This window comes from Halomonas smyrnensis AAD6 (assembly GCF_000265245.1).
GTDB classification, from domain to species: Bacteria; Pseudomonadota; Gammaproteobacteria; order Pseudomonadales; family Halomonadaceae; genus Halomonas; species Halomonas smyrnensis.
Genome location: NZ_AJKS02000002.1, coordinates 17,415 through 40,731, shown reverse-complemented (window position 1 = coordinate 40,731; position 23,317 = coordinate 17,415). Strand labels below are relative to the sequence as shown.

At 69.1% G+C, this 23,317-nt stretch carries 21 protein-coding genes and 1 riboswitch; of the genes, 17 read left to right on the top strand and 4 right to left on the bottom strand.

Annotation, left to right across the window (positions count from 1 at the left end):
* The first annotated feature begins 6 nt into the window (after window positions 1-6).
* The 3 genes from UYS_RS0202215 to UYS_RS0202205 all read left to right on the top strand — a co-directional run bounded on the left by UYS_RS0202215 (window position 7) and on the right by UYS_RS0202205 (window position 2,342).
* On the top strand, window positions 7-291 hold the full coding sequence (locus UYS_RS0202215) for a YeaC family protein (protein ID WP_026068286.1): 285 nt from the start codon (window positions 7-9) through the stop codon (window positions 289-291).
* Between the two features lie 31 nt (window positions 292-322).
* The gene (locus UYS_RS0202210) at window positions 323-1,114 is read left to right on the top strand and encodes a DUF2797 domain-containing protein (protein ID WP_051008800.1); all 792 of its coding nucleotides are present in this window, start codon (window positions 323-325) and stop codon (window positions 1,112-1,114) included.
* Between the two features lie 196 nt (window positions 1,115-1,310).
* The gene (locus UYS_RS0202205; protein WP_016853857.1) at window positions 1,311-2,342 is read left to right on the top strand and encodes a zinc-dependent alcohol dehydrogenase family protein; all 1,032 of its coding nucleotides are present in this window, start codon (window positions 1,311-1,313) and stop codon (window positions 2,340-2,342) included.
* A 58-nt stretch (window positions 2,343-2,400) separates the two neighbouring features.
* On the opposite strand, the gene UYS_RS0202200 is transcribed toward UYS_RS0202205, so the two are convergent.
* Window positions 2,401-3,891: a CoA-acylating methylmalonate-semialdehyde dehydrogenase gene (locus tag UYS_RS0202200; protein ID WP_016853856.1), complete on the bottom strand. Its 1,491-nt coding sequence runs from the start codon at window positions 3,889-3,891 to the stop codon at window positions 2,401-2,403.
* A gap of 34 nt (window positions 3,892-3,925) precedes the next feature.
* Complete coding sequence (gene aptA / locus UYS_RS0202195; protein WP_016853855.1) at window positions 3,926-5,269, bottom strand: omega-aminotransferase AptA; 1,344 nt, start codon at window positions 5,267-5,269, stop codon at window positions 3,926-3,928.
* A gap of 181 nt (window positions 5,270-5,450) precedes the next feature.
* Here aptA and UYS_RS0202190 point away from each other — a divergent pair, with 181 nt between their 5' ends.
* The 6 genes from UYS_RS0202190 to UYS_RS0202165 all read left to right on the top strand — a co-directional run bounded on the left by UYS_RS0202190 (window position 5,451) and on the right by UYS_RS0202165 (window position 12,098).
* A complete protein-coding gene (locus UYS_RS0202190; protein ID WP_016853854.1) occupies window positions 5,451-6,371 on the top strand; it encodes a LysR family transcriptional regulator in 921 nt (306 codons plus the stop codon).
* Between the two features lie 329 nt (window positions 6,372-6,700).
* A complete protein-coding gene (locus UYS_RS0202185; RefSeq protein WP_016853853.1) occupies window positions 6,701-6,958 on the top strand; it encodes a hypothetical protein in 258 nt (85 codons plus the stop codon).
* Complete coding sequence (locus UYS_RS0202180; RefSeq protein ID WP_016853852.1) at window positions 6,955-8,481, top strand: sodium:solute symporter family protein; 1,527 nt, start codon at window positions 6,955-6,957, stop codon at window positions 8,479-8,481. Before UYS_RS0202185 ends, UYS_RS0202180 begins: the two co-directional genes overlap by 4 nt.
* Before the next feature lie 50 nt (window positions 8,482-8,531).
* Window positions 8,532-9,350 (top strand): FadR/GntR family transcriptional regulator, encoded by an 819-nt coding sequence (locus UYS_RS0202175; protein ID WP_016853851.1) that lies wholly within the window; start codon window positions 8,532-8,534, stop codon window positions 9,348-9,350.
* A 44-nt stretch (window positions 9,351-9,394) separates the two neighbouring features.
* Window positions 9,395-10,669, top strand: coding sequence for a Zn-dependent hydrolase (locus UYS_RS0202170; RefSeq protein WP_016853850.1), 1,275 nt, complete (start codon window positions 9,395-9,397; stop codon window positions 10,667-10,669).
* Between the two features lies 1 nt (window position 10,670).
* Entirely contained in the window at window positions 10,671-12,098 is a 1,428-nt protein-coding gene (locus UYS_RS0202165) for an amidase (RefSeq protein ID WP_016853849.1), read from the top strand.
* Window positions 12,099-12,172: 74 nt separating this feature from the next.
* On the opposite strand, the gene UYS_RS0202160 is transcribed toward UYS_RS0202165, so the two are convergent.
* Together UYS_RS0202160 and UYS_RS0202155 are read right to left on the bottom strand one after the other, a co-directional pair.
* Entirely contained in the window at window positions 12,173-13,243 is a 1,071-nt protein-coding gene (locus UYS_RS0202160) for a PA0069 family radical SAM protein (protein ID WP_016853848.1), read from the bottom strand.
* A gap of 216 nt (window positions 13,244-13,459) precedes the next feature.
* Complete coding sequence (locus tag UYS_RS0202155; RefSeq protein WP_016853847.1) at window positions 13,460-15,049, bottom strand: ABC-F family ATPase; 1,590 nt, start codon at window positions 15,047-15,049, stop codon at window positions 13,460-13,462.
* Window positions 15,050-15,469: 420 nt separating this feature from the next.
* Between UYS_RS0202155 and UYS_RS0202150 the strand changes: the two genes are divergently transcribed.
* The 8 genes from UYS_RS0202150 (at window position 15,470) to UYS_RS0202115 (ending at window position 22,811) form a co-directional block, all read left to right on the top strand.
* Window positions 15,470-17,074, top strand: a complete 1,605-nt coding sequence (locus UYS_RS0202150) for an OpgD/OpgG family glucan biosynthesis protein (RefSeq protein ID WP_016853846.1) — start codon at window positions 15,470-15,472, stop codon at window positions 17,072-17,074.
* Window positions 17,075-17,203: 129 nt separating this feature from the next.
* Window positions 17,204-18,295, top strand: coding sequence for a nicotinate-nucleotide--dimethylbenzimidazole phosphoribosyltransferase (cobT, locus tag UYS_RS0202145; protein ID WP_040477870.1), 1,092 nt, complete (start codon window positions 17,204-17,206; stop codon window positions 18,293-18,295).
* A complete protein-coding gene (cbiB, locus tag UYS_RS0202140) occupies window positions 18,292-19,272 on the top strand; it encodes an adenosylcobinamide-phosphate synthase CbiB (protein WP_016853844.1) in 981 nt (326 codons plus the stop codon). The genes cobT and cbiB overlap by 4 nt, the downstream gene beginning before the upstream one ends.
* Window positions 19,269-20,393 (top strand): threonine-phosphate decarboxylase CobD, encoded by a 1,125-nt coding sequence (gene cobD, locus UYS_RS0202135; protein WP_016853843.1) that lies wholly within the window; start codon window positions 19,269-19,271, stop codon window positions 20,391-20,393. Before cbiB ends, cobD begins: the two co-directional genes overlap by 4 nt.
* Window positions 20,390-20,926, top strand: a complete 537-nt coding sequence (locus tag UYS_RS0202130; protein WP_026068285.1) for a bifunctional adenosylcobinamide kinase/adenosylcobinamide-phosphate guanylyltransferase — start codon at window positions 20,390-20,392, stop codon at window positions 20,924-20,926. Before cobD ends, UYS_RS0202130 begins: the two co-directional genes overlap by 4 nt.
* The gene (cobS, locus tag UYS_RS0202125) at window positions 20,923-21,681 is read left to right on the top strand and encodes an adenosylcobinamide-GDP ribazoletransferase (RefSeq protein WP_016853841.1); all 759 of its coding nucleotides are present in this window, start codon (window positions 20,923-20,925) and stop codon (window positions 21,679-21,681) included. The genes UYS_RS0202130 and cobS overlap by 4 nt, the downstream gene beginning before the upstream one ends.
* 114 nt (window positions 21,682-21,795) lie before the next feature.
* Window positions 21,796-22,437, top strand: coding sequence for a histidine phosphatase family protein (locus tag UYS_RS0202120; RefSeq protein ID WP_016853840.1), 642 nt, complete (start codon window positions 21,796-21,798; stop codon window positions 22,435-22,437).
* Window positions 22,389-22,811 carry a bifunctional adenosylcobinamide kinase/adenosylcobinamide-phosphate guanylyltransferase gene (locus UYS_RS0202115; protein WP_016853839.1) on the top strand — a complete coding sequence of 141 codons (423 nt, stop codon included), beginning with the start codon at window positions 22,389-22,391 and terminating at the stop codon, window positions 22,809-22,811. The genes UYS_RS0202120 and UYS_RS0202115 overlap by 49 nt, the downstream gene beginning before the upstream one ends.
* A gap of 273 nt (window positions 22,812-23,084) precedes the next feature.
* A riboswitch (cobalamin riboswitch) is annotated at window positions 23,085-23,296 on the top strand.
* Window positions 23,297-23,317: the final 21 nt, after the last annotated feature.

The window sequence follows — 23,317 nt, the reverse complement described above, 5'->3', positions numbered from 1 at the left end:
TCCGCCATGAGCGATATGACCTTCGAGCGCATGATCCAGCAGATGACGCCGGCCATCTACGAGAGCCTCAAGCAGGCGGTGGCCCTGCGCAAGTGGCCGGACGGCCGCTTCCTGACGGCCGAGCAGACCGAGCTGTGCCTCGAGGCGGTGATGCGCTTCGAAGCCGAGCACAACGTGCCCGCCGAGGAGCGCGTCGGCTATCTGGAGCGGCGTACCTGCGGCGCCGACAGCAGCGGCGCCGGCGTCTCCCCGGAGCAGGCCGGCCTCGGTCGGGACGTCGGCCGTGACTGATGCCGTCGCCCTGACGGGCTGTCTGACCAAGATGGCCGTCGAGCCGGGCGCCCCGGTGCGCTACACGCTGCGCGCCGGCGACGAGCGCCTCGACCTCAATGCCCGGCTCGGTCGGCCGCTGCGGCTGACCTGGAGCGGCGCCATCGCCTGCACCCACTGCGGTCGGGCGACGAAGAAGAGCTTCGGCCAGGGCCACTGCTATCCCTGCTTCAAGAAGCTCGCCCGCTGCGACAGCTGCATCATGAAGCCCGAGCAGTGCCACTACTTCCAGGGCACCTGCCGCGAGCCGAGCTGGGGCGAGACCCACTGCTTCCGGCCCCATGTGGTGTATCTGGCCAACGCCTCCGGGCTCAAGGTCGGCATCACCCGCGATACCCAGGTGCCGACCCGCTGGCTCGACCAGGGCGCCGTCCAGGCGCTGCCGATCCTCGAGGTCGATACCCGTCAGCAGTCCGGCTTCGTCGAGGTGCTGTTCAAGGACGAGGTCTCGGATCGCACCAACTGGCGCGCCATGCTCAAGGGCGAGGCCATGGAGCTGGATCTTCCCGGCGAGCGCGACCGCCTGCTCGAACGCCTCGCGCCGGGGCTGCTCGCACTGCGCGAGCGCTTCGGTCATGACGCCATCCGCGAGGTCGACGCCACGCCCAGGGCCTTCGAGTACCCGGTGCTCGAGCATCCCACCAAGGTGGTCTCCCACAACTTCGACAAGCAGCCCGAGGTCGCGGGCACCCTGCTCGGCATCAAGGGCCAGTACCTGATTCTCGACAGCGGCGTGATCAACCTGCGCAAGTTTACGGGCTATGAGGTCACGGTCGAAGCCTAGGTGAAAAGTGTCTGCGCTCGGCTATACGGCGTTAAAAATCAGCTCAAGGTCCTCATTTACGGCTCGTAAACTCCGGCCTTTCTCTGATTTTCGCCTTGTCTAGCCTTCGCTCGCCGACTTTTCAGACCTCGCTAAGACCGAGGGGGGATGGGTGGCTGCGCTATGCTCGGGAGGTGAGCCGCACGAGGAACCTGCCATGAGCGAGATGCGCGCCATGCGCCTGCACGCCGCGAACCAGCCGCTTCGCCTAGAGCGCGTGCCGATGCCCGAGCCCGGCCCCGGCGAGGTTAGGGTCCGGGTGCTGGCCTGCGGGGTATGCCGCACCGATCTGCACGTGGTCGACGGCGAGCTCGAGCATCCCCGGCTGCCGCTGGTGCCCGGCCACGAGATCGTCGGCGAGGTGGATGCGCTGGGGGAGGGCGTCTCGGGGCTTGAGACAGGGCCCGAGACAGGGCTTGAGACCGGGCTTGAAAGAGGCCAGCGGGTCGGCGTGCCCTGGCTGGGCTGGACCTGCGGCGTGTGCGAGCCCTGCCGGGCCGGGCGCGAGAACCTCTGCGAGCGCGCCGAGTTCACCGGTTACACCCGCGACGGCGGCTACGCCGAGTACTGCGTGGCCGACGCCCGCTACTGCTTCGCGCTCGGCGTCGAAGATGCCCGGGCCGCCGCGCCGCTGCTGTGCGCGGGCCTGATCGGCTATCGCACCTGGCGGCTGGCCGGCGGCGACGAACCTCGCCGGCTGGGCCTCTACGGCTTCGGCGCCGCGGCGCATATCCTGGCCCAGCTGGCGCACTCCCGTGGCCAGATCCTCTACGCCTTCACTCGCCCCGGCGACCGCGAGGCTCAGGCCTTCGCCCGGCGCCTCGGTGCCGCCTGGGTGGGCGGCAGCGACGAGGTACCGCCCGAGCCGCTGGATGCCGCCCTGCTGTTCGCTCCGGTGGGCGAGCTGGTGCCGATCGCGCTGTCCCACGTGCGCCCCGGCGGCACCGTGGTCTCCGGCGGCATCCACATGAGCGATATCCCGTCCTTTCCCTACCGGCTGCTGTGGCAGGAACGCAGCGTCAGGTCGGTGGCCAATCTCACGCGCCGCGACGGCGAGGAGTTTCTCGCCCTGGCGCCGCAGGTGCCGATTCGCACCGAGACCGTCGCCTATCCGCTGGAAGACGCCAATCGCGCCCTCGACGACCTGCGTGCCGGGCGCCTGTCCGGCGCCGTCGTGCTGGTGCCCTGACCCAAGAAAGCCGAACCGGGCGTCCCGGTTCGGCGTCTCGCTGGATGGCTCGGGCCGTTCAGGAAGGGAAGGAGAACTGCGCCCCCTCGCGAACGCCGGTCGAGGGCCAGCGCTGGGTGACGGTCTTGCGCCTGGTGTAGAAGCGCACGGCGTCCGGGCCGTAGGCGGAGAGGTCGCCGAACAGCGAGCGCTTCCAGCCGCCGAAGCTGTGATAGGACACCGGCACCGGCAGCGGCACGTTGATGCCGACCATGCCGACCTGGATGCGATCGCTGAAGTAGCGGGCCGCCTCGCCGTCGCGGGTGTAGATGCAGGTGCCGTTGCCGTATTCGTGCTCGTCGATCAGCTTCATGGCCTCTTCCATGGAGTCGACGCGGACCACCAGCAGCACCGGGCCGAAGATCTCCTCGAGGTAGCAGGTCATGTCCGGCGTCACGCGGTCGATCAGGGTGCCGCCGACGTAGAAGCCGCTCTCGTGTCCCGGCACCCGCACGCCGCGGCCGTCGACGACGATCTCGGCGCCCTGCTGGGCGGCGCTCTCGATGTAGCCGCAGACCTTCTCCTGGTGCGCCCGGGTGATCACCGGGCCGAAGTCGTTGTTGGCGTCATGGAAGGGGCCGACCCTCAGCGAGGTCATCTGAGCCTGCATCTTGGCGATCAGGGCATCGGCGGCCTCGTCGCCCACCGCCACGGCCACCGACAGCGCCATGCAGCGCTCGCCGGAGGAGCCGAAGGCGGCCCCGGTCAGCGAGCTGACCACGTTGTCCATGTCGGCGTCCGGCATCACGATGGCGTGATTCTTGGCGCCGCCGAGTGCCTGGCAGCGCTTGCCGTTGGCGCTGGCGCGGGCGTAGATGGCCTCGGCGATCGGCGTGGAGCCGACGAAGCTGACCGCCTGGACGCGGGCGTCGTCGAGCAGGGTGTCGACGGCTTCCTTGTCGCCGTTGACCACGTTGAGCACCCCGGCGGGCAGGCCCGCCTCCAGCGCCAGTTCGGCGATGTAGAGCGTCGAGGTCGGGTCGCGCTCGGAGGGCTTGAGCACGAAGGTGTTGCCGCAGGCGATAGCCATCGGGTACATCCACAGCGGCACCATGGCCGGGAAGTTGAACGGCGTGATGCCGGCGACCACGCCCAGCGGCTGGAAGTCGCTCCAGGAATCGATGCCGGGGCCGGTGTTCTTGCTGTACTCGCCCTTGAGCAGTTCCGGCGCGCCGCAGGCGTACTCGATGTTCTCGATGCCGCGCTGCAGTTCGCCCCTGGCGTCGTGGACGATCTTGCCGTGTTCCTGCCCGATCAGCCGACAGATCTCATCGGCATTCTGTTCCAGCAGTGCCTTGAAACGGTACATGATGCGGGCCCGCTTGGCCGGCGGGGTATCGCGCCATGCCGGGAAGGCGGCCTGGGCGGCGGCGATGGCCTGCTCGACGGTGGCCTTGCTGGCCAGGGCGACCCGGCCGGTGACCTCGCCGGTGGAGGGGTTGTAGAGGTCCTGGGTGCGCGCGTCGTCGTCGACCCGGGTGCCGTTGATCAGATGGCCGAGTGTGGTCATGGAGGTCCTCTCGGTAGCGGTGGTGGTGAAGGCGTCAGTCGAGTTCATTGATGGCGTCGCCCAGGGCATTGATCAGCCGGTCGATCTCCTCGCGTTCGACGATGAAGGGCAGGCCGAGCTGGATGGTGTCGCCGCCGTAGCGCACGTAGAAGCCCTTTTCCCAGCACTTCATGGCGATCTCGTAGGGGCGCCGGGCCGGTTCGCCGGGGTAGGGCTCGATCTGCAGGGCACCGGCGAGGCCGTAGTTGCGGATGTCGCTGATATAGCGTGTGCCCTTGAGCCCATGCAGGGCGTTCTCGAAGCTCGGCGCCATCTCCTTCACTCGATCGACCAGGCGATCGTTCTCGAGCACGTCGAGGGAGGCCAGCGCCGCGGCGCAGGCCACCGGATGGCCCGAATAGGTGTAGCCGTGGGGCAGCTCCATCATGTAGTCGGGGCCGCCATGTTCCATGAAGGTCTGGTAGATCTCGCCCTTTACGATGACGCCCCCCATGGGCACCGCGCCGTTGGTGATCTGCTTGGCGACGTTCAGGATGTCCGGCACCACGCCGAACTCCTCGGCGCCGGTCATCGACCCCATGCGGCCGAAGCCGGTGATCACCTCGTCGAAGATCAGCAGGATGTCGTGCTGATCGCAGATCTCGCGCAGGCGCTTGAGATATCCCTTGGGCGGCGGGATCACCCCGGCGGAGCCGGCCAGCGGCTCGACGATCACCGCGGCGATGTTGGAGGCGTCGTGCAGGGCGATCAGTTCCAGCAGTTCGTCGGCCCGCTCGGCGCCGCGTTCTGGCATGCCACGGGTGAAGGCGTTGTCCTTGAGCAGGGTATGGGGCAGGTGGTCGGCATCCACGCCCTGGCCGAACAGGGTGCGGTTGGCGCCGATGCCGCCCAGGCTGAAGCCGCCGAAGTTGACGCCATGATAGCCCTTGGAGCGACCGATCAGCTTGGTCTTGGTCGCCTTGCCCTTCTTGCGCCAGTAGGCGCGGGCGATCTTCAGCGCGGTGTCGGCGCTCTCCGAACCGGAGCCGGTGAAGAACACCTGGTCCAGCCCCTCGGGCGTCAGCTCGCGGATCCGATGGGCCAGCTCGAAGGCCTTGGGGTGGCCGTACTGGAAGGCCGGGGCGTAATCCAGCTCGCCGAGCTGGCGGCTGACCGCCTCGGCGATCTCGGGGCGGCAATGGCCGGCGCCGCAGGTCCACAGCCCCGAGAGGCCGTCGAACACGCGTCGTCCCTCGGCGTCGGTGAGATAGCTGCCCCGGGCGCCGGTGATGATGCGCGGGTCGCGCTTGAACTGGCGATTGCCGGTATAGGGCATCCAGTAGGCATCCAGCTGCTCCGGGCTCAGGCCCGCGATGTGTGAGTCGTCTCGAACCGGCATGGTGGCATCCCTCGTCGATAGGCCGTTTTCAGGTCGTTGCGGGTCGTGGTAGGGCAAAGGTAGGTCCGTGAGTTGATAAGTTAAATCTGGATATCTTTAATCTCATGAAAGCATTTGGTTAACTTTTGCTTCGATGTCCGATCCCCTCCACGACGAACGTCCTCCACCGGAGAGCCGTGCCATGCCGACCCGCAAACAGGCCCTGTCGGGCCAGCCCAGCGATGCCGATCTGCGCCTGCTGCGTATATACCGCAAGGTCGTGGAATGTGGCGGTTTTTCCGCCGCCGAGGTGGAGCTCAACATCAGCCGCGCGGCGATCAGCATGGCCATGAACGACCTGGAAGCGCGGCTCGGCCTGCGGCTCTGCCAGCGCGGCCGCAGCGGCTTCGCCCTGACCGACGAAGGCGCCGAGGTCTATGAGGCCACCCTGCAGCTGCAGGCCGCGGTGGAAGGGTTTCGCACCCGGGTCAATGGCCTGCATGCCCGGCTCAAGGGCGAGCTCAACATCGGCATCACCGACAACCTGGTGACCATGCCGGAGATGCACATCACCGATGCGCTCAGCGCGCTCAAGGAGCGCGGGCCCGAGGTGCACATCAACATCCGCATGATTCCGCCCAGCGATATCGAGCTGGCGGTGCTGGACGGCCGCCTGCATACCGGCGTGATTCCGGCGCTCAAGACCCTGCCCGGCCTCGAGTATCTGTCACTCTACGAGGAGCACTCCCGGCTGTATTGCGCAGCGGGTCATCCGCTGTTCGAGGCCGGCGAGGCGACGCGGGAGCGGCTGGCCGACTGCGATGCGGTGGTGCCGGCCTACGCCCAGGCGCCGGAGATCAAGGCGCTGCATGAGCCGCTCAGGGCGACCGCCTCGGCCACCGATCGCGAAGGCATCGCCTTCCTGATCCTGTCCGGCCGTTACATCGGCTACCTGCCGACCCATTACGCCGCGCGCTGGGTGCGCGACGGGCGAATGCGGGCGCTGAATCCCGAGTCCTGCCGCTATGTCACCCGCTACAGCGCGATTACCCGCAAGGGGGCGCCGCCCAACCTGGTGCTGGAGAGCTACCTCGAGGAGCTGGGGCGTTTGGTGAGGCAGTGAGATCGCCGTCGTTCGGTGGTCACTCTGGCAGGGCAGAAGGGCATCTCAAGCCGGGCATCTGGACTCGTTGGCTGGGGTATCCGGGGCCGAATTCATCGCTTTCGGTCGCTTCACCGGGAGTCGGCGTGGTGTCACCGTGACCGGGCGGTCAGATCCTCGAGCCACGCCTGCCTGCGCACATCCTGCTTGACAAGGAATGGGGGAGTGACTAACTGTTATATTTATTCGTATAAATACAATAATTGATTCATCGCCTGCATGATCTCTCCCGACCGGCCATGGCCATCGGGGTCGCACCGTCCCATCCAAACAGAACAAGGGGATACACGATGAGAAAGACCTTCCGCTCCCGGAAGCTCGCCATCTACGGCGGCATGTTGCTGGGCTTCGTGATGCTCGAGAGTCCGATGATCCTGGTAGCCAACCAGATCGAGCCCATGGTCATGGGCATACCCTTCTTGCTGCTCTGGAGCCTCGGCTGGTGGGCCTTTCTCACCGCCCTGTTCCTGGTGGCCTATCTCACTCACTGGGGGAGCAGCCGTTCCGCGCCGAGTGCCCGTCCCCGCGTCGAGGAGGCCGCATCATGACCGGTAGCATCCTGATCATCGCCGCCTTCATGATCATCCCGTTGATCGTGGGCGTCGTCTCGTCACGGCAGTCCCAGGACACCAGCGAGGACTTCTTCGTCCAGGGCCGTGCCATGGGCAGCATCGCCGTGTTCTTCACGGTGGCCGCCACCTGGTGGAGCGCCTTCGCCTTCCTGGGATCCAATGCCACCTTCTACACCAGTGGCCCCGTCTACTTGACGGCCCTGGCGTGGAACCTGCTGTTCGGCTTCATGTACTACTGGATCGGCAAGCGGGTCTGGTTCCTGGGCAAGCGTTTCGACTATCTGACGCCCTCCGACCTGATGGGCGACTTCTACAACAGCGAGGCCCTGCGCGTCCTGGTCGCCGTGATCACCCTGGTGTTCACCGTGCCCTACCTGCAGATCCAGCTGACCGGCGGGGCCTACCTCATCGAGGTCGCCTCCGGCGGGGTCGTGCCCTTCTGGCTCGCCGCCCTGCTGTTCTACTTCATCATCATCGTCTATGTCTGGATCGGCGGGATTCGCGCCATCGCCTGGACGGACGTGATCTACGGCGCCCTGTTGTTCTTCGGCATGATGTTCGCCGGCTATTACATCTCCGGCCAGGTGGGAGGGCCCGCGGCGATGTTCGCCCAGTTGCAGCAGTCGTCGCCCGCACACCTGACCCTGCCGGGGCCCAACGGCAACATGGGCTACAGCATGTGGTTCTCGCTGTTCGTCATCGTGGCCATCGGCGCCTTCATGGGGCCGCAGATCTGGCTGCGCATGTACTCGGTGAAGAGCGGCCGGCTGTTCAACCTGATGCCCTTCCTGCTGGGCTTCGCCGCCCTGGCCTACTTCGGCTCGGTGCTGACCGGCTATACCGGCGTGCTGCTCGAGCCGGGCCTGGAAAATGCCGACCAGATCCTGCCGGTCATGCTGATGAACTATGCCCCCTACCTGCTGGCCTCCTTGATCATGGCCGCCGGCGCCGCCGCCGCCATGTCCACGGCCAATTCACAGATCCATGCGGTGTCCACGGTGGTGACCATGGACATCTACCAGCGCTACGTGAACCGTCGGGCGACCCAGGCCCGCATCGTCACCGTGGGCCGGCTGTCGCTGGTGGGCTTCTCGCTGGCCGCCTACATCATGGCCCTGACCGTGCCCGGTCTGCTGGTGACCATCGGCATCGCCGCCTTGGCCGGCACCGCCCAGTTGATCGTGCCTACCCTCGGGGCCATCACCTGGCGCCGGGCGCACCCCATGGCCGCCTTCTGGGGGCTGATCGGCGGTGTCGCCAGCGTGCTGGTCCTCACCTATGGCGCCAGCGTCAGCAATCCTCTCGGCCTGCACGCCGGCATCTGGGGGCTGTTGGTCAACGGTGGGCTGTTCGTCGGCCTGAGCCTGCTGCTGGAGCGCCGCGATCCTGAGGTGGTCGAGCGCTTCGCCGAGGCGCGCCGGGACTACGACGCCGAGTTCCACCCGGAACGTCTCGAAGACGAAGGCCATGCTGCCGGCGAGGCCGTCTCGACCCGTTGATCCCATAGCCAGGGGCCTGACGGCAGGCCCCATATCACAAGGAATCTTGCATGAGTCAGACGCCATCCCCGCGTCGTCGCCAGAAGCTGGCCGAGCTGATCAGCGATGATATCAAGCGCTGGATCGCCACCGAGGGACTGACAGAGGGCGACCGCCTGCCCAACGAGAAGACCCTGATGGAACTCTATGGATGCGCCAAGGGAACCGTGCGCGAGGCTCTCAAGATCCTCGAGGTGGAAGGCCTGATCGCCCTCAAGACCGGGCCAGGTGGCGGCGCGATCCTGCGCACGCCGAGCATGGAGCCGGCCAGTCGCATGCTGCGTAACTTCCTGCATTTCCGGTCGCTGGATGGCCATCAGGTCTATCAGCTGCGCCGCTTGCTGGAGGTGGAGATGGCGGTCTCCGTCGTCGGCCGGTTGAACGAGGAAGCGCTGACCCGCCTGGAGGACAACATGACGGCGTGCGAATGCCATCAGCTGGGCGAAGAGGATCAGCGACGCCAGCGATTCCTCGAACTGGAGTTCCACAACCTGTTGGCCCGAGCCTGTCCCAACCCGCTGCTGGCCTTCATGTGCCGCTTCCTCAACGACATGCTGCGCGATCTGGTGGTGGTCAAGAAGGCCTACTTGCCCGAGCGCAAGCAGTTCGATGAGGCCAATCACCGCTATCACCGGGAGCTGGTCGAGGCCTTCCGTGCCGAGGACGTCGAGCGGGTGCGGCGGCTGATGGACGAGCACATGCGCGATGCCGAGTTCCACATGTCGGCCCTGGAGGCGGAAGTGGCCGACCAGATGCTGATTTCCCAGGACGCTCTCACCACGGCGGCCGATGCCTCGCCCCTGCTGCGGCTCGTCGATCCGGGGCGCTGAGGCCGCGCTCCGATTGCCCATCACAATGACAACGAGGAACATGCATGACTATCGCCCAACTCGACTCCGTTGCGACACTGCGCACCGATCGCGAAGGCCTTTGGCAGGCCTTGATGGAGCTCGCCAGCCTGGGGGCGACCCCCAAGGGGGGCGTCAATCGCCAGGCCCTCACCGAGCTGGATCGCCAGGCCCGCGACCTGTTCATTCGCTGGTGCCGGGACGAGGGCTTGAGCATTCGTGTCGATGCCATCGGCAACATCTTCGCCCGGCGTCCGGGGCGGGACCCGAATAGCCCGGTGGTGATGACCGGCAGCCACATCGACACGCAGCCCACCGGCGGCAAGTTCGATGGCTGCTATGGAGTGCTGGCCGGGCTCGAGGTCATTCGTACCCTCAACCGCCATGGCGTCCAGACCGAGGCGCCGGTCGAGGTGGTCGCCTGGACCAACGAGGAGGGCTGCCGGTTCCCGCCCTGCATGATGGGGTCGGGGGCGTTCACCGGCCAGCTGGCGCTGGACGAGATGTTGGCCCAGGTCGATGACGATGGCGTCCGCGTCGATGAGGCCCTGGGAGCCATCGGCTACCGCGGGGACGACCGCGTGGACCACGGGGCCATCAAGGCCTTCTTCGAGGCGCATATCGAGCAGGGGCCGATCCTCGAGGATACCGGCAACACCGTGGGCGTGGTGATCGGGGCCCTGGGGCAGAAATGGTTCGACCTCAGGCTCACCGGCCAGGAGGCTCATGCCGGCCCCACGCCCATGGACCTGCGCCGCGATGCCATGCTGGGCGCCGCCGAGATCACCCAGGCCGTCAACCGCATCGCCAATGCCCACCAGCCCCATGGCCGCGGCACCGTCGGCTCGCTGCAGCTGCATCCCGGCTCGCGCAACGTCATTCCCGGCGAGGTCCGAATGACCATCGACCTGCGTCACCTCGACCCCGGAACGCTGGCGCGCATGGCCGACGAACTGCGCCGAGTGGTGAACGAGACGAGTCAGCGCCATGGCCTGGACGCCGAGCTCACGCCGACCGCCGATTTCGCCCCCGAGCGTTTCGCCGATGGCTGCGTCGAGGCGGTGCGCCATGCCGCCGAGGCGCTCGGCTGCTCGCACCTGGAGGTCGTCAGCGGCGCCGGCCACGACGCCATCTTCCTGGGGCGTGTCGCTCCAGCCGGGATGATCTTCGTGCCCTGCGAGAACGGCATCAGCCACAACGAGAGCGAGAACGCCACCCCGGAGGACCTGCATGACGGCTGTAACGTCCTGCTGCATGCCATGCTGGAACAGGCGGTCGTTGTCTCGAGCGAGGAGGAGTGACATGCCCATGACGACCAACGACTCACCCACCGAGCTTGCCGAGCTGAGCGCCAGCGAGGCCCTGGCGTTGTTTCGGCGTGGCGCCCTCTCGCCCGTCGAGCTGACAGAAGATTGCCTGGCACGCATCGAGCGCGACAACCCGGCGGTGAACGCCTTCGCCCATGTGGATGGCGAGCGGGCCCTGGCCGCCGCTCGTGACGCCGAGGCCCGCTGGCACGCCGGCCGCCCCTGTGGCGCCCTCGATGGCGTTCCGACGACCATCAAGGACCTGACCCTGACGGTAGGCATGCCGACGCGACTGGGCTCGACCACCACCTCGCCACAGGGGCCCTGGGACACCGATGCGCCGGTCAGTCGCCACCTGAAGGAGGCCGGTGCGGTGGTTCTCGGCAAGACGACGTCCCCGGAATTCGGCTGGAAGGGGGTCACCGATAATCCCCTGCACGGCATCACGCGCAATCCCTGGGACACGCGCCTGACGCCTGGGGGTTCCTCGGGCGGCGCGGCGGCGGCGGCGGCCCTGAACCTGGGCCTGCTGCACCAGGGCAGCGATGCCGGCGGCTCGATCCGTATTCCCTGCGGCTTTACCGGTACCTTCGGCATCAAGCCCACCTTCGGCTGGGTGCCCCAGTGGCCGGCCAGCGCCATGGGCACCCTTTCCCACCTTGGACCGATGACCCGCACCGCGGCCGACAGTGCCCTGATGCTGAGCGTCATGGCAAGGCCGGACGCCCGCGACGGCTACCTGGGCAATCCTCGGACCGAGGACTGGCTGACGCCGCCCCCGACCTCCCTGAAGGGGTGGCGAATCGCCTACAGCCCGGACCTGGGCTATGTGAACGTCGCCCCGGATATCGCCGCTCGAGTGCGAAGCGCCGTCGGGCTGTTGCGGGAGCTGGGCGCCACCGTGGAGGAGGTGCATCCCGGCTTCGAGGACCCCCGGAGGATCTTCGACACCCTGTGGTTCGCCGGTGCGAGCCAGGCGCTGGAGCGGCTGGATGAGGCGCAGCGGGCGGCCCTGGATCCTGGTTTTCTGGATATCGCCCGGCGAGGCCAGGACATCTCGATGCGCGACTATCTCGCCGCCCAGCGAGAGCGAGAGCGCCTCGTCGCGCGCATGCAGGCCTTCCACGAGCGATACGACCTGCTGGTGACTCCGACCCTGCCGCTGGCACCCTTCGAGGCGGGCCACAATGTGCCGCCGGAGGGACCTTACCGGGACTGGATGGACTGGACGCCCTTCAGCTACCCCTTCAACCTCACCCAGCAGCCCGCCGCTTCCTTGCCCTGCGGCCTGGATGACCAGGGCCTGCCGGTGGGCCTGCACCTGGTGGGGCCCCGCTTCCGGGACCTGAACGTGCTGCACGCCGCCCGTCTGCTGGAACATCGGCTGCCGCCCTGTCCACTGCCGGGAAGGTCCAGGGGCTGATCCGGTCGCCCGTGCCCGGCCGGGTGAGCAGAGATCGCTTTACCGGGGGGATGCATGAGTGAAGGCGACTGGCGCTACTCGAACAGCTCGCCCTGGCGCCGCGGCGGCCGGAAGGACGCGCAGTCCAGGGACGGCAGGCCGGGGAAATCAAGCCGCCGGTGGGCCTGGCGGAAGCGCTGGTCCAGCAGGTCGGCGAACACGCCCTGGCCGCGCATGCGGTGGCCGAAGCGGGCGTCGTAGTCGCGCCCGCCGCGGCACTGGCGGATCAGGCTCATCACCTTGGCCGCGCGCTCGGGGTAGTGCTGGGCCAGCCAGTCCTCGAACAGCGGCGCCACCTCTCGGGGCAGGCGCAGCAGCATCCAGCGCGCATCCATGGCGCCGGCGTCTCTGGCGGCGCCCATCAGCCTTTCCAGCTCGTGATCGGTCAGCCCCGGAATCACCGGCGAGATCAGGGTGCCTACCGGCACGCCGGCCTCGGCCAGCCGGTCGATCATCCTCAGACGCGTCGCCGGTGAGGCGGCGCGCGGCTCCAGGCTGCGCTTCAGGTCGGTGTCCAGGCTGGTCAGGCTGACCAGCACCCTGACCAGGCGGTGGCGGGCCAGCTCGCCCAGCAGATCCAGGTCGCGCAGGATCAGCGCCCCCTTGGTCACCAGGGTGACCGGGTGGCGGCAGGCGAGCAGGCTCTCCAGCAGGCGCCTCGTGGTGCCTCGTTCGGCCTCGAGGGGCTGGTAGGCATCGGTGTTGCCGGCCAGGTTGATCGGGCGACACACATAGCCGGGATGAGCCAGTTCTTCCTCGAGTCGCTCGACCAGGCCCTGGCGGGCGATCAGCCGTGTCTCGAAGTCGAGCCCGGGGGAGAGGTCCCAGTAGGCGTGGCTGGGGCGGGCATAGCAGTAGATACAGCCATGCTCGCAGCCCCGATAGGGGTTAAGCGAGCGATCGAAGGGCAGGTCCGGCGAACGGTTCCAGGCCAGGGCGCTGCGCGACCGCTCCTCGGCGACCTCGGTGGCCAGCCGCTCGGGCACGGCATCCTGCCACCAGCCGTCGTCCACGGCCTCGACCCGCGTCGGCGCGAAGCGATTGTCGGGATCGAAGGTGGCGCCGCGGCCCTTGCGGACCAGGGCGTGTCGGGGAGGCGTCGCCATGCCGGGCTCCTTATCTGTATTTATATACAGTATAAGGGGATCCCGTCATCACGACAAAGCGTTGGCCGGGGGCGGCTAGGCCGCCGATCGCTTCGATGTTGGTGAGCGACGCCCTTGCCGTCGCGCAGGCGACGCCAGGGGCGAGTCGTGGAAGGGCTGTGTCGATGAGGCGGGGGGGCGGCGGGCGCCCCCCATCCCGACGGCGCGAGGGAAGACTTATCCGGGAACACCCTGGCTGCGCAGGTAATCGTCATAACTGCCACTGAAATCGACGATGCCGTCGTCTTTCATCTCGATGATGCGCGTGGCCAGCGAGCCGACGAATTCCCGGTCGTGACTGACAAAGATCAACGTGCCGGCATAGTGTTCCAGCGCCAGATTGAGCGCTTCGATGGACTCCATGTCCAGGTGGTTCGTGGGCTCATCCATGATCAGCACATTGGGCTGTTGCAGGATGAGCTTGCCGAACAGCATGCGCCCCTGTTCGCCACCCGAGATGACCTTCACCGACTTGCCGATGTCGTCATTGGAGAACAGCATCCGGCCCAGAGCGCCGCGCACGGTCTGCTCACCGCCGGTCGTCCATTGCTGCATCCATTCGAAGAGCGTCTCGCCGCCCTCGAAATCCGCCGCGTGGTCCTGCGCGAAGTAACCGACGTCGGCGGCATCGGTCCATCTGGCTTCGCCGGCATCCGGCGTCATGCTGCCCACCAGGCAGTTGAGCAGGGTGGTCTTGCCGATGCCGTTGGGGCCGATGATGGCGATCCGTTCGCCGGCCTCGACGCGCAGGCCGAGTCGCTCGAACAGGACGTTATCGCCCCAGGCTTTGGAGAGATCTTCCACCGAGAGCGCCTGGCGATGGATCTTCTTGTTCTGCTCGAAGCGAATGAAGGGGCTGACGCGCGAGGAGGGCTTGATCTCCTCGAGCTGGATCTTGTCGATCTTGCGCTGCCGCGACGTGGCCTGCTTGGCCTTGGAGGCATTGGCCGAGAAGCGGCTGACGAATTGCTGCAGCTCGGCGATTTCCGCCTTCTTCTTGGCATTTTCGGCATGCAGGCGCTCGCGCGCCTGGGTGGCGGCGGTCATGTACTCGTCGTAGTTGCCCGGAAACAACTGCAGCTCGCCGTAGTCCAGGTCCGCCATGTGCGTGCAGACACTGTTCAGGAAGTGACGATCGTGGGAGATGATGATCATGGTCGACGAGCGTGCCTTGAGGATGTCCTCCAGCCAGCGAATCGTGTTGATGTCGAGGTGGTTGGTCGGCTCATCGAGCAGCAGCACGTCGGGGTCGCTGAACAGCGCCTGGGCCAGCAGCACGCGGAGCTTCCAGCCTGGCGCGACAACGCTCATCGGCTGGTCGTGCTGCTCGAGGGGAATGCCCAGGCCCAGCAGCAGCTCGCCGGCACGGGCCTCGGCGGTATAGCCATCGAGTTCGGCGAAACGCACCTCGAGATCGGCGACCGCCATGCCATCCTCTTCACTCATTTCGGCCTGCGAGTAGATGCGCTCGCGCTCCGCGGCGACGCGCCAGAGTTCTTCGTTGCCCATGATCACCGTATCGATGACACGCTCGTCCTCGAAGGCGAACTGGTCCTGGCGCAACTTGCCCAGGCGGGTGGTGGCCTCCTTCATCACCTGGCCGCTGGTCGGTTCGAGGTCGCCCCCGAGGATCTTCATCAGGGTCGACTTGCCACAGCCGTTGGCCCCGATCAGGCCGTAGCGGTGGCCCTGGCCGAATTTGACGGAAACGTTTTCGAACAGCGGCTTGGGGCCAAACTGCATGGTGATGTTGGCGGTAGAGAGCACGGCGGAGTATCTCGCGGGAGGAACATGAATGAGAGACTTGGGCCGGCACGGCAAGGGGCTTCGACCAAAGTGGAGGGCGCATTGTACGTGCCGGACCGCGTGGCTATCTACACGCCCCGTCGGCCGGCTGCGTCGGCTCGGTTCGCGGGCTCATGCTTCGACCTCGAGCCACGCTCCCCCGCGAGGGGTATCGCGCGATGACGGGTGGCTGCCGCGCAGCGGCCAGGGAGCGTCGGCGGTGGGGAAGCGTCGCCATGTCGGGCTCCTGTGGCGTAGCCCGTTACGGCATGGGCGTCTGCCGTCATCCCGATAAAGCGTTGGCCGGGGAACTCGGGCGGGGTGGCGGCGTTCCACACGGAGGCGAAGGTGCCTCGGGCGATCCCCGGGCCCTGATGGACGCCATCCGACAAGGAACCGGTTATGAAGCGACGCGATTTCCTCAAACTCACCGGCGCGCTCGGCGGCAGCGGCCTGCTGCCGATGGGCGGCGTGCTGGCGACGACGCGGGAGGCTCGGCCGAGCGGTGACGGCGAGCCCTTCGACTATGCCTGGCTCAAGGGGCTGGCCCGGGAGCTATCCGCGCGGCCGCCGCGCGAACATGCCATCGAGCTGCCCGCGCCGATCCGGGGTCTCGACTGGGACGCCTACCAGGCGATCCGCTATCGGCCCGAGCGGGCGCTGTGGGCCGGGGACCCGGGAACGGAGTTCCGCGCCCAGCTGTTCCATCTGGGGCTCCATTACCGGACGCCGGTGCGCATCTACGAGGTCGTCCAGGGCCGGGCCCATGAGCTCGCCTATGCCGCCGAGCGCTTCGATTTCGGCGAGTCGGGCATCGCATCGGAGCGCCTGCCCGAGGATCTCGGCTACGCCGGGTTCCGGCTCCACCATCGTGACGACTGGCAGCGCGATGTCGCCGCCTTCCTGGGGGCCAGCTACTTCCGGGCGGTGAGCGACTCCCTGCAGTACGGCATGTCGGCCCGCGGCCTGGCCATCGACACGGCCACCGCCACCGGCGAGGAGGAGTTTCCCGACTTCACCCGCTTCTGGCTGGAGCGCCCCGAGGGCGGCGAGGCGCGGGTCATCGTCCATGCGCTGCTCGAATCGGCCAGCGTCACCGGCGCCTACCGCTTCGTGATCACCGAGGACGAGGGCGTGGTCATGGACATCGATGCCGCCCTCTATCCGCGACGCACCATCGAGCGGCTCGGGGTGGCGCCGCTGACCAGCATGTACATGGTCGGCGAGAACGATCGCGGCGCCGACTGGGACTGGCGGCCGGAGATCCACGACTCCGATGGCCTGTCGATCCATTCGGGTAATGGCGAATGGCTATGGCGACCGCTCGCCAACCCCGACCGGCTGCGCTTCAACGCCTTCGGCGACCGCTCGCCGCGCGGCTTCGGGCTGCTGCAGCGGGATCGCGACTTCGACCATTACCAGGACGACGGCGTCTTCTACGACCGGCGGCCCGGCGTCTGGATCGAGCCGAAGGGCGACTGGGGCGAGGGGGCGATACAGCTGGTCGAGCTGCCCACCCTCGACGAGACCTTCGACAACATCGTCGCCTTCTGGAACCCGGCCAGGCCCGCCGAGCCCGGCGAGGAGCTGCTGTTCGGCTATCGGCTCAGCTGGTGCGACACCTCGCCCGCCCGGCCGTCGCTGGCGCGCTGCGTGGCGACCCGCACCGGACTCGGCGGCGTGGTCGGCCAGCGTCGCGACTATTACAGCCGGCGCTTCGTGGTCGACTTCGCGGGCGGGCCGCTGCCGCTGGGCGAGGATGCCGAGGTCGAACCCGTCATCGATGCCTCCGATGGACGCGTCGAGATCGCCTCGGCCCGCCCGCTGGACGCCATCGATGGCTACCGCGCCAGGTTCGACGTGGTGCCCCCCGACGATGGCACCGAGCCCATCACCCTGCGGCTCTACCTGAAGCGCGGCGATCAACCTCTGACCGAGACCTGGCTCTACGAGTGGATGCCGCCGCCCGCCGAAGAGCGCAAGCTGCGCAATCCCGGGCACCTCTAGGGGAAGCTCGCGCCGGGGCGCGGGTGGCCGGCCGAGCGGGCGGCGGCCGATGGGCCTCCGCCTTGCCGGGGCCTCTGGTAGGATGGGCGCCTCGCCAAGGACGCCCGGAGACGCCCCGTGACCGACGCCATGCCGCCCATTCCCGCGCCCGACACCGCCCGTGCCGGGCGCGTCGCGTGCTATCTCGACACCCTGACCAAGCCACCGGGTAGCCTGGGGCGTCTCGAGGCCCTGGCGGTGAGCCTGGCGGCGATCACCGGCGAGGACTTCCCCCGCGTCGGCCCGCCCGGGGTGGTGGTGTTCGCCGCCGACCACGGCGTGGCGGCGGAGGACGTCTCGGCCTTCCCCCAGGCCGTGACCGCCCAGATGGTGGCCAATTTCGTCGCCGGCGGCGCGGCCATCAACGCCTTCGCGCGGCGCATCGGCGCGAGGCTCGAGGTGGTCGACGTGGGCGTGGCCAATGCGCTGCCCGCCGAGGGCGTGGTCCGGGAGCGCATCCGCCCAGGCACCGGCAATCTGGCCCGCGAGGACGCCATGCGCCGAGACGAGGCGCTGTCCGCCATCGCCGCCGGCCGGCGCGCCGCCGAGCGGGCCGCTGAGGCGGGTTGCCGCTGCCTGATCGCCGGCGAGATGGGCATCGCCAACACCACCGCCAGCAGCGCCATGCTGGCGGCGCTGACCGGGGTCCCCGTCGCCGAACTGGTCGGCCCCGGCACCGGCGTGGCCGGCGAGGCGCTGGCCCACAAGCGGGCGGTGATCGAGGCCGCGCTTGCCGCGCGTGCGGCCGATCCCGCCGATCCGCTGGACGTGCTGGCGAAGCTCGGCGGGCTCGAGATCGCCGCCATGGTCGGGGCCTACCGGGAAGCGGCGGCGAGGCGCCTGCCGATCCTCGTCGACGGCTTCATCGCCACCGTGGCCGCGCTGACCGCCTGCCGGCTCGACCCGGCGCTGCGCCCCTACCTGATCTTCGGCCATCGCTCCCACGAGCCCGGCCATGCCCATGCCCTGGCGGCGCTCGACGCCGAGCCGCTGCTGGCCATGGAGCTGCGCCTGGGGGAGGGCAGCGGCGCGGCCCTGGCCTTCCCGCTGCTCGAGGCGGCCACGGCGATGCTCGCCGAGATGGCCACCTTCGACGGCGCCGGCGTCGACGACCGCAGCGAGCACAACGATCGTGAAGAAGAAAACGATCGTGAAGGAAAAGGCGAGAGGCCCCGAGCATGACGCTGGACCCGCTGTCCTGGGAGCTGCTGGCGCTGGTCGCTGCGGCGCTGACCATCGACCTCGTGCTGGGCGACCCGGCCTGGCTGCCGCATCCGGTGGTGGGCATCGGCCGGGCGATCGCCAGGCTCGAGCGTGCCTGGAACCATGGCCCCGCCGAGGCCCGCCGTCGGCGGGGCCTATGGCTGGCGGCGGTGGTGGTCGGCGGCACCTGGGCGCTGGCGTGGGGCCTGCTGACGGTGCTGGCCTGGTGGTCGCCGGCGCTGTCGCTCGCCGCCGAGCTCGTGCTGCTGGCCACGGCCTTCGCCACCCGCGGGCTCGCCCAGGCGGCCCGGGCGGTGGCCGAGCCGCTCGGGCAGGGCGACCTGCCGGCGGCGCGCCGCGCGCTGGGCGGCATTGTCGGCCGCGATACCGACACGCTGGACGAGGCGGGGCTTTCCCGCGGTGCGGTGGAGACCGTGGCCGAGAACACCGTGGACGGCATCACCGCCCCGCTGTGCTGGGCGCTGATCGGCGGCGCGCCCCTGGCGCTGGCCTACAAGGCGGTCAACACGCTGGATTCCATGGTCGGCTATCGCAGCCCGCGCTATGAGGACTTCGGCCGCGCCTCGGCGCGTCTGGACGACGCCGTCAACTGGGTGCCGGCGCGGCTCACGGCCCTGGCCATGTGGCTGGCCGCGCGGCTCGTCGTCGGCGGCCGCACGCAGGGGGCCATGGCCGCCACCCGCCGCGAGGCGCCGCGGCACCCGAGCCCCAACGCCGGCTGGCCCGAGGCCATGGTGGCGCACCTGCTGGGCGTGCAGCTCGGCGGGCTCAACCACTACGAGGGTCGGCCCTCGCATCGCGCCGTCCTCGGCCCGGCGCTGGCGCCGCTGAAGGTTTCCCATATCGAGCGTGCCATCCGCCACATGCACGGCGGCTGGCTGGGCGTGCTGGCGCTGCTGGCGCCGCTGGTGCTGCTGCGGGAGTGGCTGGCATGACGGCACCGGTCAGAACGGAAAACGCGCCGGGCTGGCCGGCCCACGGCGGGCGCATCGCGCCGCTGCTGGCGCGCCATGGCCTGCCCGCCGATCACCCGGTGATCGACTTCAGCGCCAACCTCAATCCGCTGGGGCCGCCGCCCTGGCTCGGCGACTGGCTGAGCGATCGGATGAGTGAGTCGCCGGGCAGCGCCGCGTCGCTGGCCCGCTATCCGGACCCGGACGACGATCGGGCGCGCCGGGCCATCGCCGCCCACGACGGCGTGGCGCCGGCGCGGGTGCTGGTCACCAACGGCGGCATCGAGGCGATCCATCTCGCCGCCGCGCGGCATGCCGGCGGCCGGGCGCTGGTGATCGAGCCGACCTTCTGCGAGTACGCCCTGGCCTGCCGTCGGCACGGTCTTTCCGTCGAGCGGCTGGGACTGGCGATGCCCGAGTTCCGGCTCGATCTCGACGCCGCCGAGGCCGCCCTGGCCGGCGTCGAGATCGCCTTCCTGTGCCGACCCAACAACCCCAGCGGCACCCTGATCCCCCGCGCCGACGTCGAGCGGCTGCTGGCCCGGGCCGACGAGACCGGCACCACCCTGGTGGTGGACGAGGCCTTCGTCGACTTCACCGAGGCCGAGGAGCGGCTGACGCCGCTGCTCGAGCGCTCGAGCCACCTGCTGCTGCTGCGCTCGCTGACCAAGCTGTTCGACGTGCCAGGGCTCCGGCTCGGCTACCTGCTCGGTGCCCCCGAGGCCGTCGTGCGGCTGGCCGAGCTGCAGATGCCATGGAGCGTCAATGCCCTGGCCCTGGGGCTGGCGGCGCCACTGCTCGCCGACCGTGACTATCTGGCCCGCACCCGGGCCTGGCTCGCCGCCGAGGGCGACCTTCCCGCGCGCGTGCGGGCGCTGGGCTACACGGTGCCGGAGACCGACGCCAACTTCCTGCTGCTGCGCGGCGGAGACGACGCCGAGGACGCGGGGGCGCTGTTCGCCTTCCTGCTCGAGCGCGGGCTGCTGGCCCGCCACACCCACGGTTTCCCCGGGCTCGACGGCGCCTGGCTGCGCCTGGCGCTGCGCGGCCGCGACGACAATGCCCGGCTGCTGGAGGCCCTGGCGGCATGGCGGCGGCCATGATCGCCTTCGTCTCCGGCGGGGCCCGCTCCGGCAAGAGCGGTGTGGCCGAGGCGCTGGTCGGCGAGTGGCAGTCGGCCCGCGGCGGCGCACGTTACTATCTCGCCACCGCCCGGCCCGGCGACGACGAGATGGCCGCCCGCATCGCCCGCCACCGCCGCGAGCGCGGCGACGGCTGGCTGACCCTGGAGCCGCCGCTGGCCTTCGGCGAGGCGCTCGCCGCGATGCCCCCGGGCAGCACGGTGCTGCTCGACTGCCTGACCCTGTGGGCCAGCCGGGTGATGTTCGAGGCCGATCTCTCTGAGGCCGAGGGGCGGGCGATGCTATCGGCGGGGCTCGACGAGGCCCGCCGCCGCGACCTCGCCCTGGTGGTGGTCTCCAACGACCTCAACGAGGAGCTGGCGCCCCGCGATGCCCTGGTGTGGCGCTACCTGGCCTTCCTGCAGGCCCTGCATCGCGACCTGGCCGCGGCGTCGGACCGCGTGATCGAGGTGGTAGCCGGCCGCGCCATCGACTGGAAAGGAGACGATTCATGAAGGACGCGGGCTTCGGCGCGCTCTTGGCCATCCAGTTCCTGACCCGGCTGCCGGTGACGCTGTCCTGCCCCTGGACGCCGGCCACCCGGCGCTGGGCGGCGCGGGCCTATCCGCTGGTTGGCGCGCTGGTGGGGGCGATCGTGGCCGTCGTCGGCACGCTGCTCGAGGGCCTGCTGCCCCTGCCGCTGCTGGCGCTTTCGCTGCTCAGCCTGTGGGTGGCGCTGACCGGCGGGCTGCACCTCGACGGCCTGATGGACCTGGCCGACGCGCTCGGCAGCAATGCCCCGCTTGAGAAGCGCTGGGCGATCATGAAGGACCCGCAGGTCGGCAGCTTCGGCATGCTGGCGCTGGTCTTCCAGCTGGCCTGGAAGGCGGCACTGCTGTGGGCGCTGCTGGCGGCCGGGGCGAGCCCTTGGTGGCTGGTGCCGGTGGTGGCGCTGGGGCGGCTGGCCGCGGTCGGCCTGCTGGTGAGCCAGCCCGCCGCCCGCGCCGAGGGCCTGGCCCACGCCTGGCAGCAGAGCCTCGGCCGGCGCGACCTGATGCTGGCCGCGCTGCCGGCGCTGGCGTGTCTCGTCTTCGTGCCCGGTCTGGGCTGGCTGCTTGCCGGAATCGCGGGCTTCGTCATCATCTACGGCCGGGCGGTGCGCCGGGCCTTCGGCGGCATCAACGGCGACATCGTCGGCGCCGCCATCGAGGGAGGAGAACTATGGCTGCTGCTGATCGCCTGGAGCTGGTGGTCGTTCGTCATGGCCTGACGAGCCGGGTCTGTGAAGAGGGAGAGCGTCGATGAGAGATGAAGAGCGCTGTGTGGACGTCGTCGTTGTGCGTCATGGCCCGACGAGCCGGGCCTGTGAAGAGGGAGAGCGTCGATGAGAGATGAAGAGCACCGTGTGGACGTCGTCGTCGTGCGTCATGGCCTGACGAGCTGGAACCGTGAGCGCCGCTATCAGGGCCATCGCGATATCCCGCTGCTGCTGCCGGACGCCGAGCCGGACCTCGACCGGCTGCGCGAGGCCTTGGCCGACGTCGCCTTCGATGCCGTGCACTGCAGCGACCTGACCCGCTGCCGCCAGACCCTGGCCCATGTGCTCGAAGGGCGAGCCGACCCTGCGCCGCGCCTCGATGCCCGTCTGCGCGAGCTGGCCTTCGGCGACTACGAGGGGCGGACCTGGGCCGAGCTCAAGGACGATCCCGACTATCGCGCCTGGGTCGACAGCCAGGGCCGGCTGGCCACGCCCGGTGGCGAGTCCGCCGACGATCTGTGGGTGCGGCTCTCGGCCTGGCTCGAGGAGGTGATGGCCGAGGCGCGGGCGGCGGGCCATCGCCGGGTGCTGGCGGTCAGCCACGGCGGTGCCATTCGCGAGCTGCGCCGGCGCCTGGAGGCGGCGGATTTCTGGGACGGCGTGGTCGGCCAGGCCCAGGGGCGGCGTTTCACGTTCACACTCGAGGAGGACGGCTGGTCATGCAGCTCTTCATCGGCGGTGCCTGCGCCGGCAAGCGCGATCTCATAGCGGCGCGTTTCCCCGACGCCGGCTGGACTCGGATCGACGAGCTGGGGCTCGACGGCCGCGAACATGACCTGCGCCCGGGCACGGTGCGGGTGCTGACCGGCTGGACGCGCTGGCTGGAAAGCGCGCTGGTCACGGAGCCCGATGACGACCGGCTGCGCGCGCGGCTGGTCGTGGCGCTCGACGCGCTGAGGGACGCCGAGCGCGAGGCGAGGGGGGAGGTTGTGCTGATCCTGCCCGAGATGGGCCGCGGCATCGTGCCCATGGACCCGGCGGACCGACGCCTGCGCGACCTGGCCGGCTGGCTGGCCCAGGACGCCGCCGCCCGCGCCGAATCGGTCTGGTACGTGCGCCATGGGTTGGCGCGGAGATTGTGAGGGCCTTGCTCCGGCCCCAGAGACATCACTCGGGGCCTTCCCGGCGACAGGTCTCTGAGGGGCGCTGTGAACCCATCCTTGGGCGCTACTTTTGCCCTGCAGCGCTCTCGCATCCTGCACCGCTTGCAGGGCCTGGGTTGGCCATCCTGGCCAACCCGTTCGGCGGAATCCGCCGCACCCATGGCAAAAACCCCCTCTACGACCTGTCCCCGGCGCCCCTCACCTCGTGCCAACATCTCCATGCCGCGTTGACGCCCCGGTAGGCGATTGCTAGCTTACGCCGCACTCTCAGGTGACCCGGAAGCCTGCCCAAACAGGCCCGGGTAAACGGGAAGTCGGTGATCCAGTCCGACGCTGCCCCCGCAACGGTGATCGAGTCACGCACCGCCATATGCCACTGTGCCACGCACGGGAAGGCGGCGGTGTGGAGGCGCACAGGCGCCTCGCTCGTCAGCCCGGAGACCGGCCCGAGAGCCCACGCCGCGACGCGCAAAGCAGTCTCGCGG

Excerpts from the sequence above, each read along its gene's own strand:
- UYS_RS0202165 (WP_016853849.1), top strand. The coding sequence starts at position 10,671 with ATGCCCATGACGACCAACGACTCACCCACCGAGCTTGCCGAGCTGAGC.
- cbiB (WP_016853844.1), top strand. The coding sequence starts at position 18,292 with ATGACGCTGGACCCGCTGTCCTGGGAGCTGCTGGCGCTGGTCGCTGCG.
- UYS_RS0202210 (WP_051008800.1), top strand. The coding sequence starts at position 323 with ATGGCCGTCGAGCCGGGCGCCCCGGTGCGCTACACGCTGCGCGCCGGC.
- UYS_RS0202205 (WP_016853857.1), top strand. The coding sequence starts at position 1,311 with ATGAGCGAGATGCGCGCCATGCGCCTGCACGCCGCGAACCAGCCGCTT.
- UYS_RS0202180 (WP_016853852.1), top strand. The coding sequence starts at position 6,955 with ATGACCGGTAGCATCCTGATCATCGCCGCCTTCATGATCATCCCGTTG.
- UYS_RS0202200 (WP_016853856.1), bottom strand. The coding sequence starts at position 3,891 with ATGACCACACTCGGCCATCTGATCAACGGCACCCGGGTCGACGACGAC.
- aptA (WP_016853855.1), bottom strand. The coding sequence starts at position 5,269 with ATGCCGGTTCGAGACGACTCACACATCGCGGGCCTGAGCCCGGAGCAG.
- UYS_RS0202215 (WP_026068286.1), top strand. The coding sequence starts at position 7 with ATGAGCGATATGACCTTCGAGCGCATGATCCAGCAGATGACGCCGGCC.
- UYS_RS0202160 (WP_016853848.1), bottom strand. The coding sequence starts at position 13,243 with ATGGCGACGCCTCCCCGACACGCCCTGGTCCGCAAGGGCCGCGGCGCC.
- UYS_RS0202170 (WP_016853850.1), top strand. The coding sequence starts at position 9,395 with ATGACTATCGCCCAACTCGACTCCGTTGCGACACTGCGCACCGATCGC.
- cobD (WP_016853843.1), top strand. The coding sequence starts at position 19,269 with ATGACGGCACCGGTCAGAACGGAAAACGCGCCGGGCTGGCCGGCCCAC.
- UYS_RS0202185 (WP_016853853.1), top strand. The coding sequence starts at position 6,701 with ATGAGAAAGACCTTCCGCTCCCGGAAGCTCGCCATCTACGGCGGCATG.
- UYS_RS0202120 (WP_016853840.1), top strand. The coding sequence starts at position 21,796 with ATGAGAGATGAAGAGCACCGTGTGGACGTCGTCGTCGTGCGTCATGGC.
- UYS_RS0202130 (WP_026068285.1), top strand. The coding sequence starts at position 20,390 with ATGATCGCCTTCGTCTCCGGCGGGGCCCGCTCCGGCAAGAGCGGTGTG.
- UYS_RS0202175 (WP_016853851.1), top strand. The coding sequence starts at position 8,532 with ATGAGTCAGACGCCATCCCCGCGTCGTCGCCAGAAGCTGGCCGAGCTG.
- cobT (WP_040477870.1), top strand. The coding sequence starts at position 17,204 with ATGCCGCCCATTCCCGCGCCCGACACCGCCCGTGCCGGGCGCGTCGCG.
- UYS_RS0202115 (WP_016853839.1), top strand. The coding sequence starts at position 22,389 with ATGCAGCTCTTCATCGGCGGTGCCTGCGCCGGCAAGCGCGATCTCATA.
- UYS_RS0202190 (WP_016853854.1), top strand. The coding sequence starts at position 5,451 with ATGCCGACCCGCAAACAGGCCCTGTCGGGCCAGCCCAGCGATGCCGAT.
- cobS (WP_016853841.1), top strand. The coding sequence starts at position 20,923 with ATGAAGGACGCGGGCTTCGGCGCGCTCTTGGCCATCCAGTTCCTGACC.
- UYS_RS0202150 (WP_016853846.1), top strand. The coding sequence starts at position 15,470 with ATGAAGCGACGCGATTTCCTCAAACTCACCGGCGCGCTCGGCGGCAGC.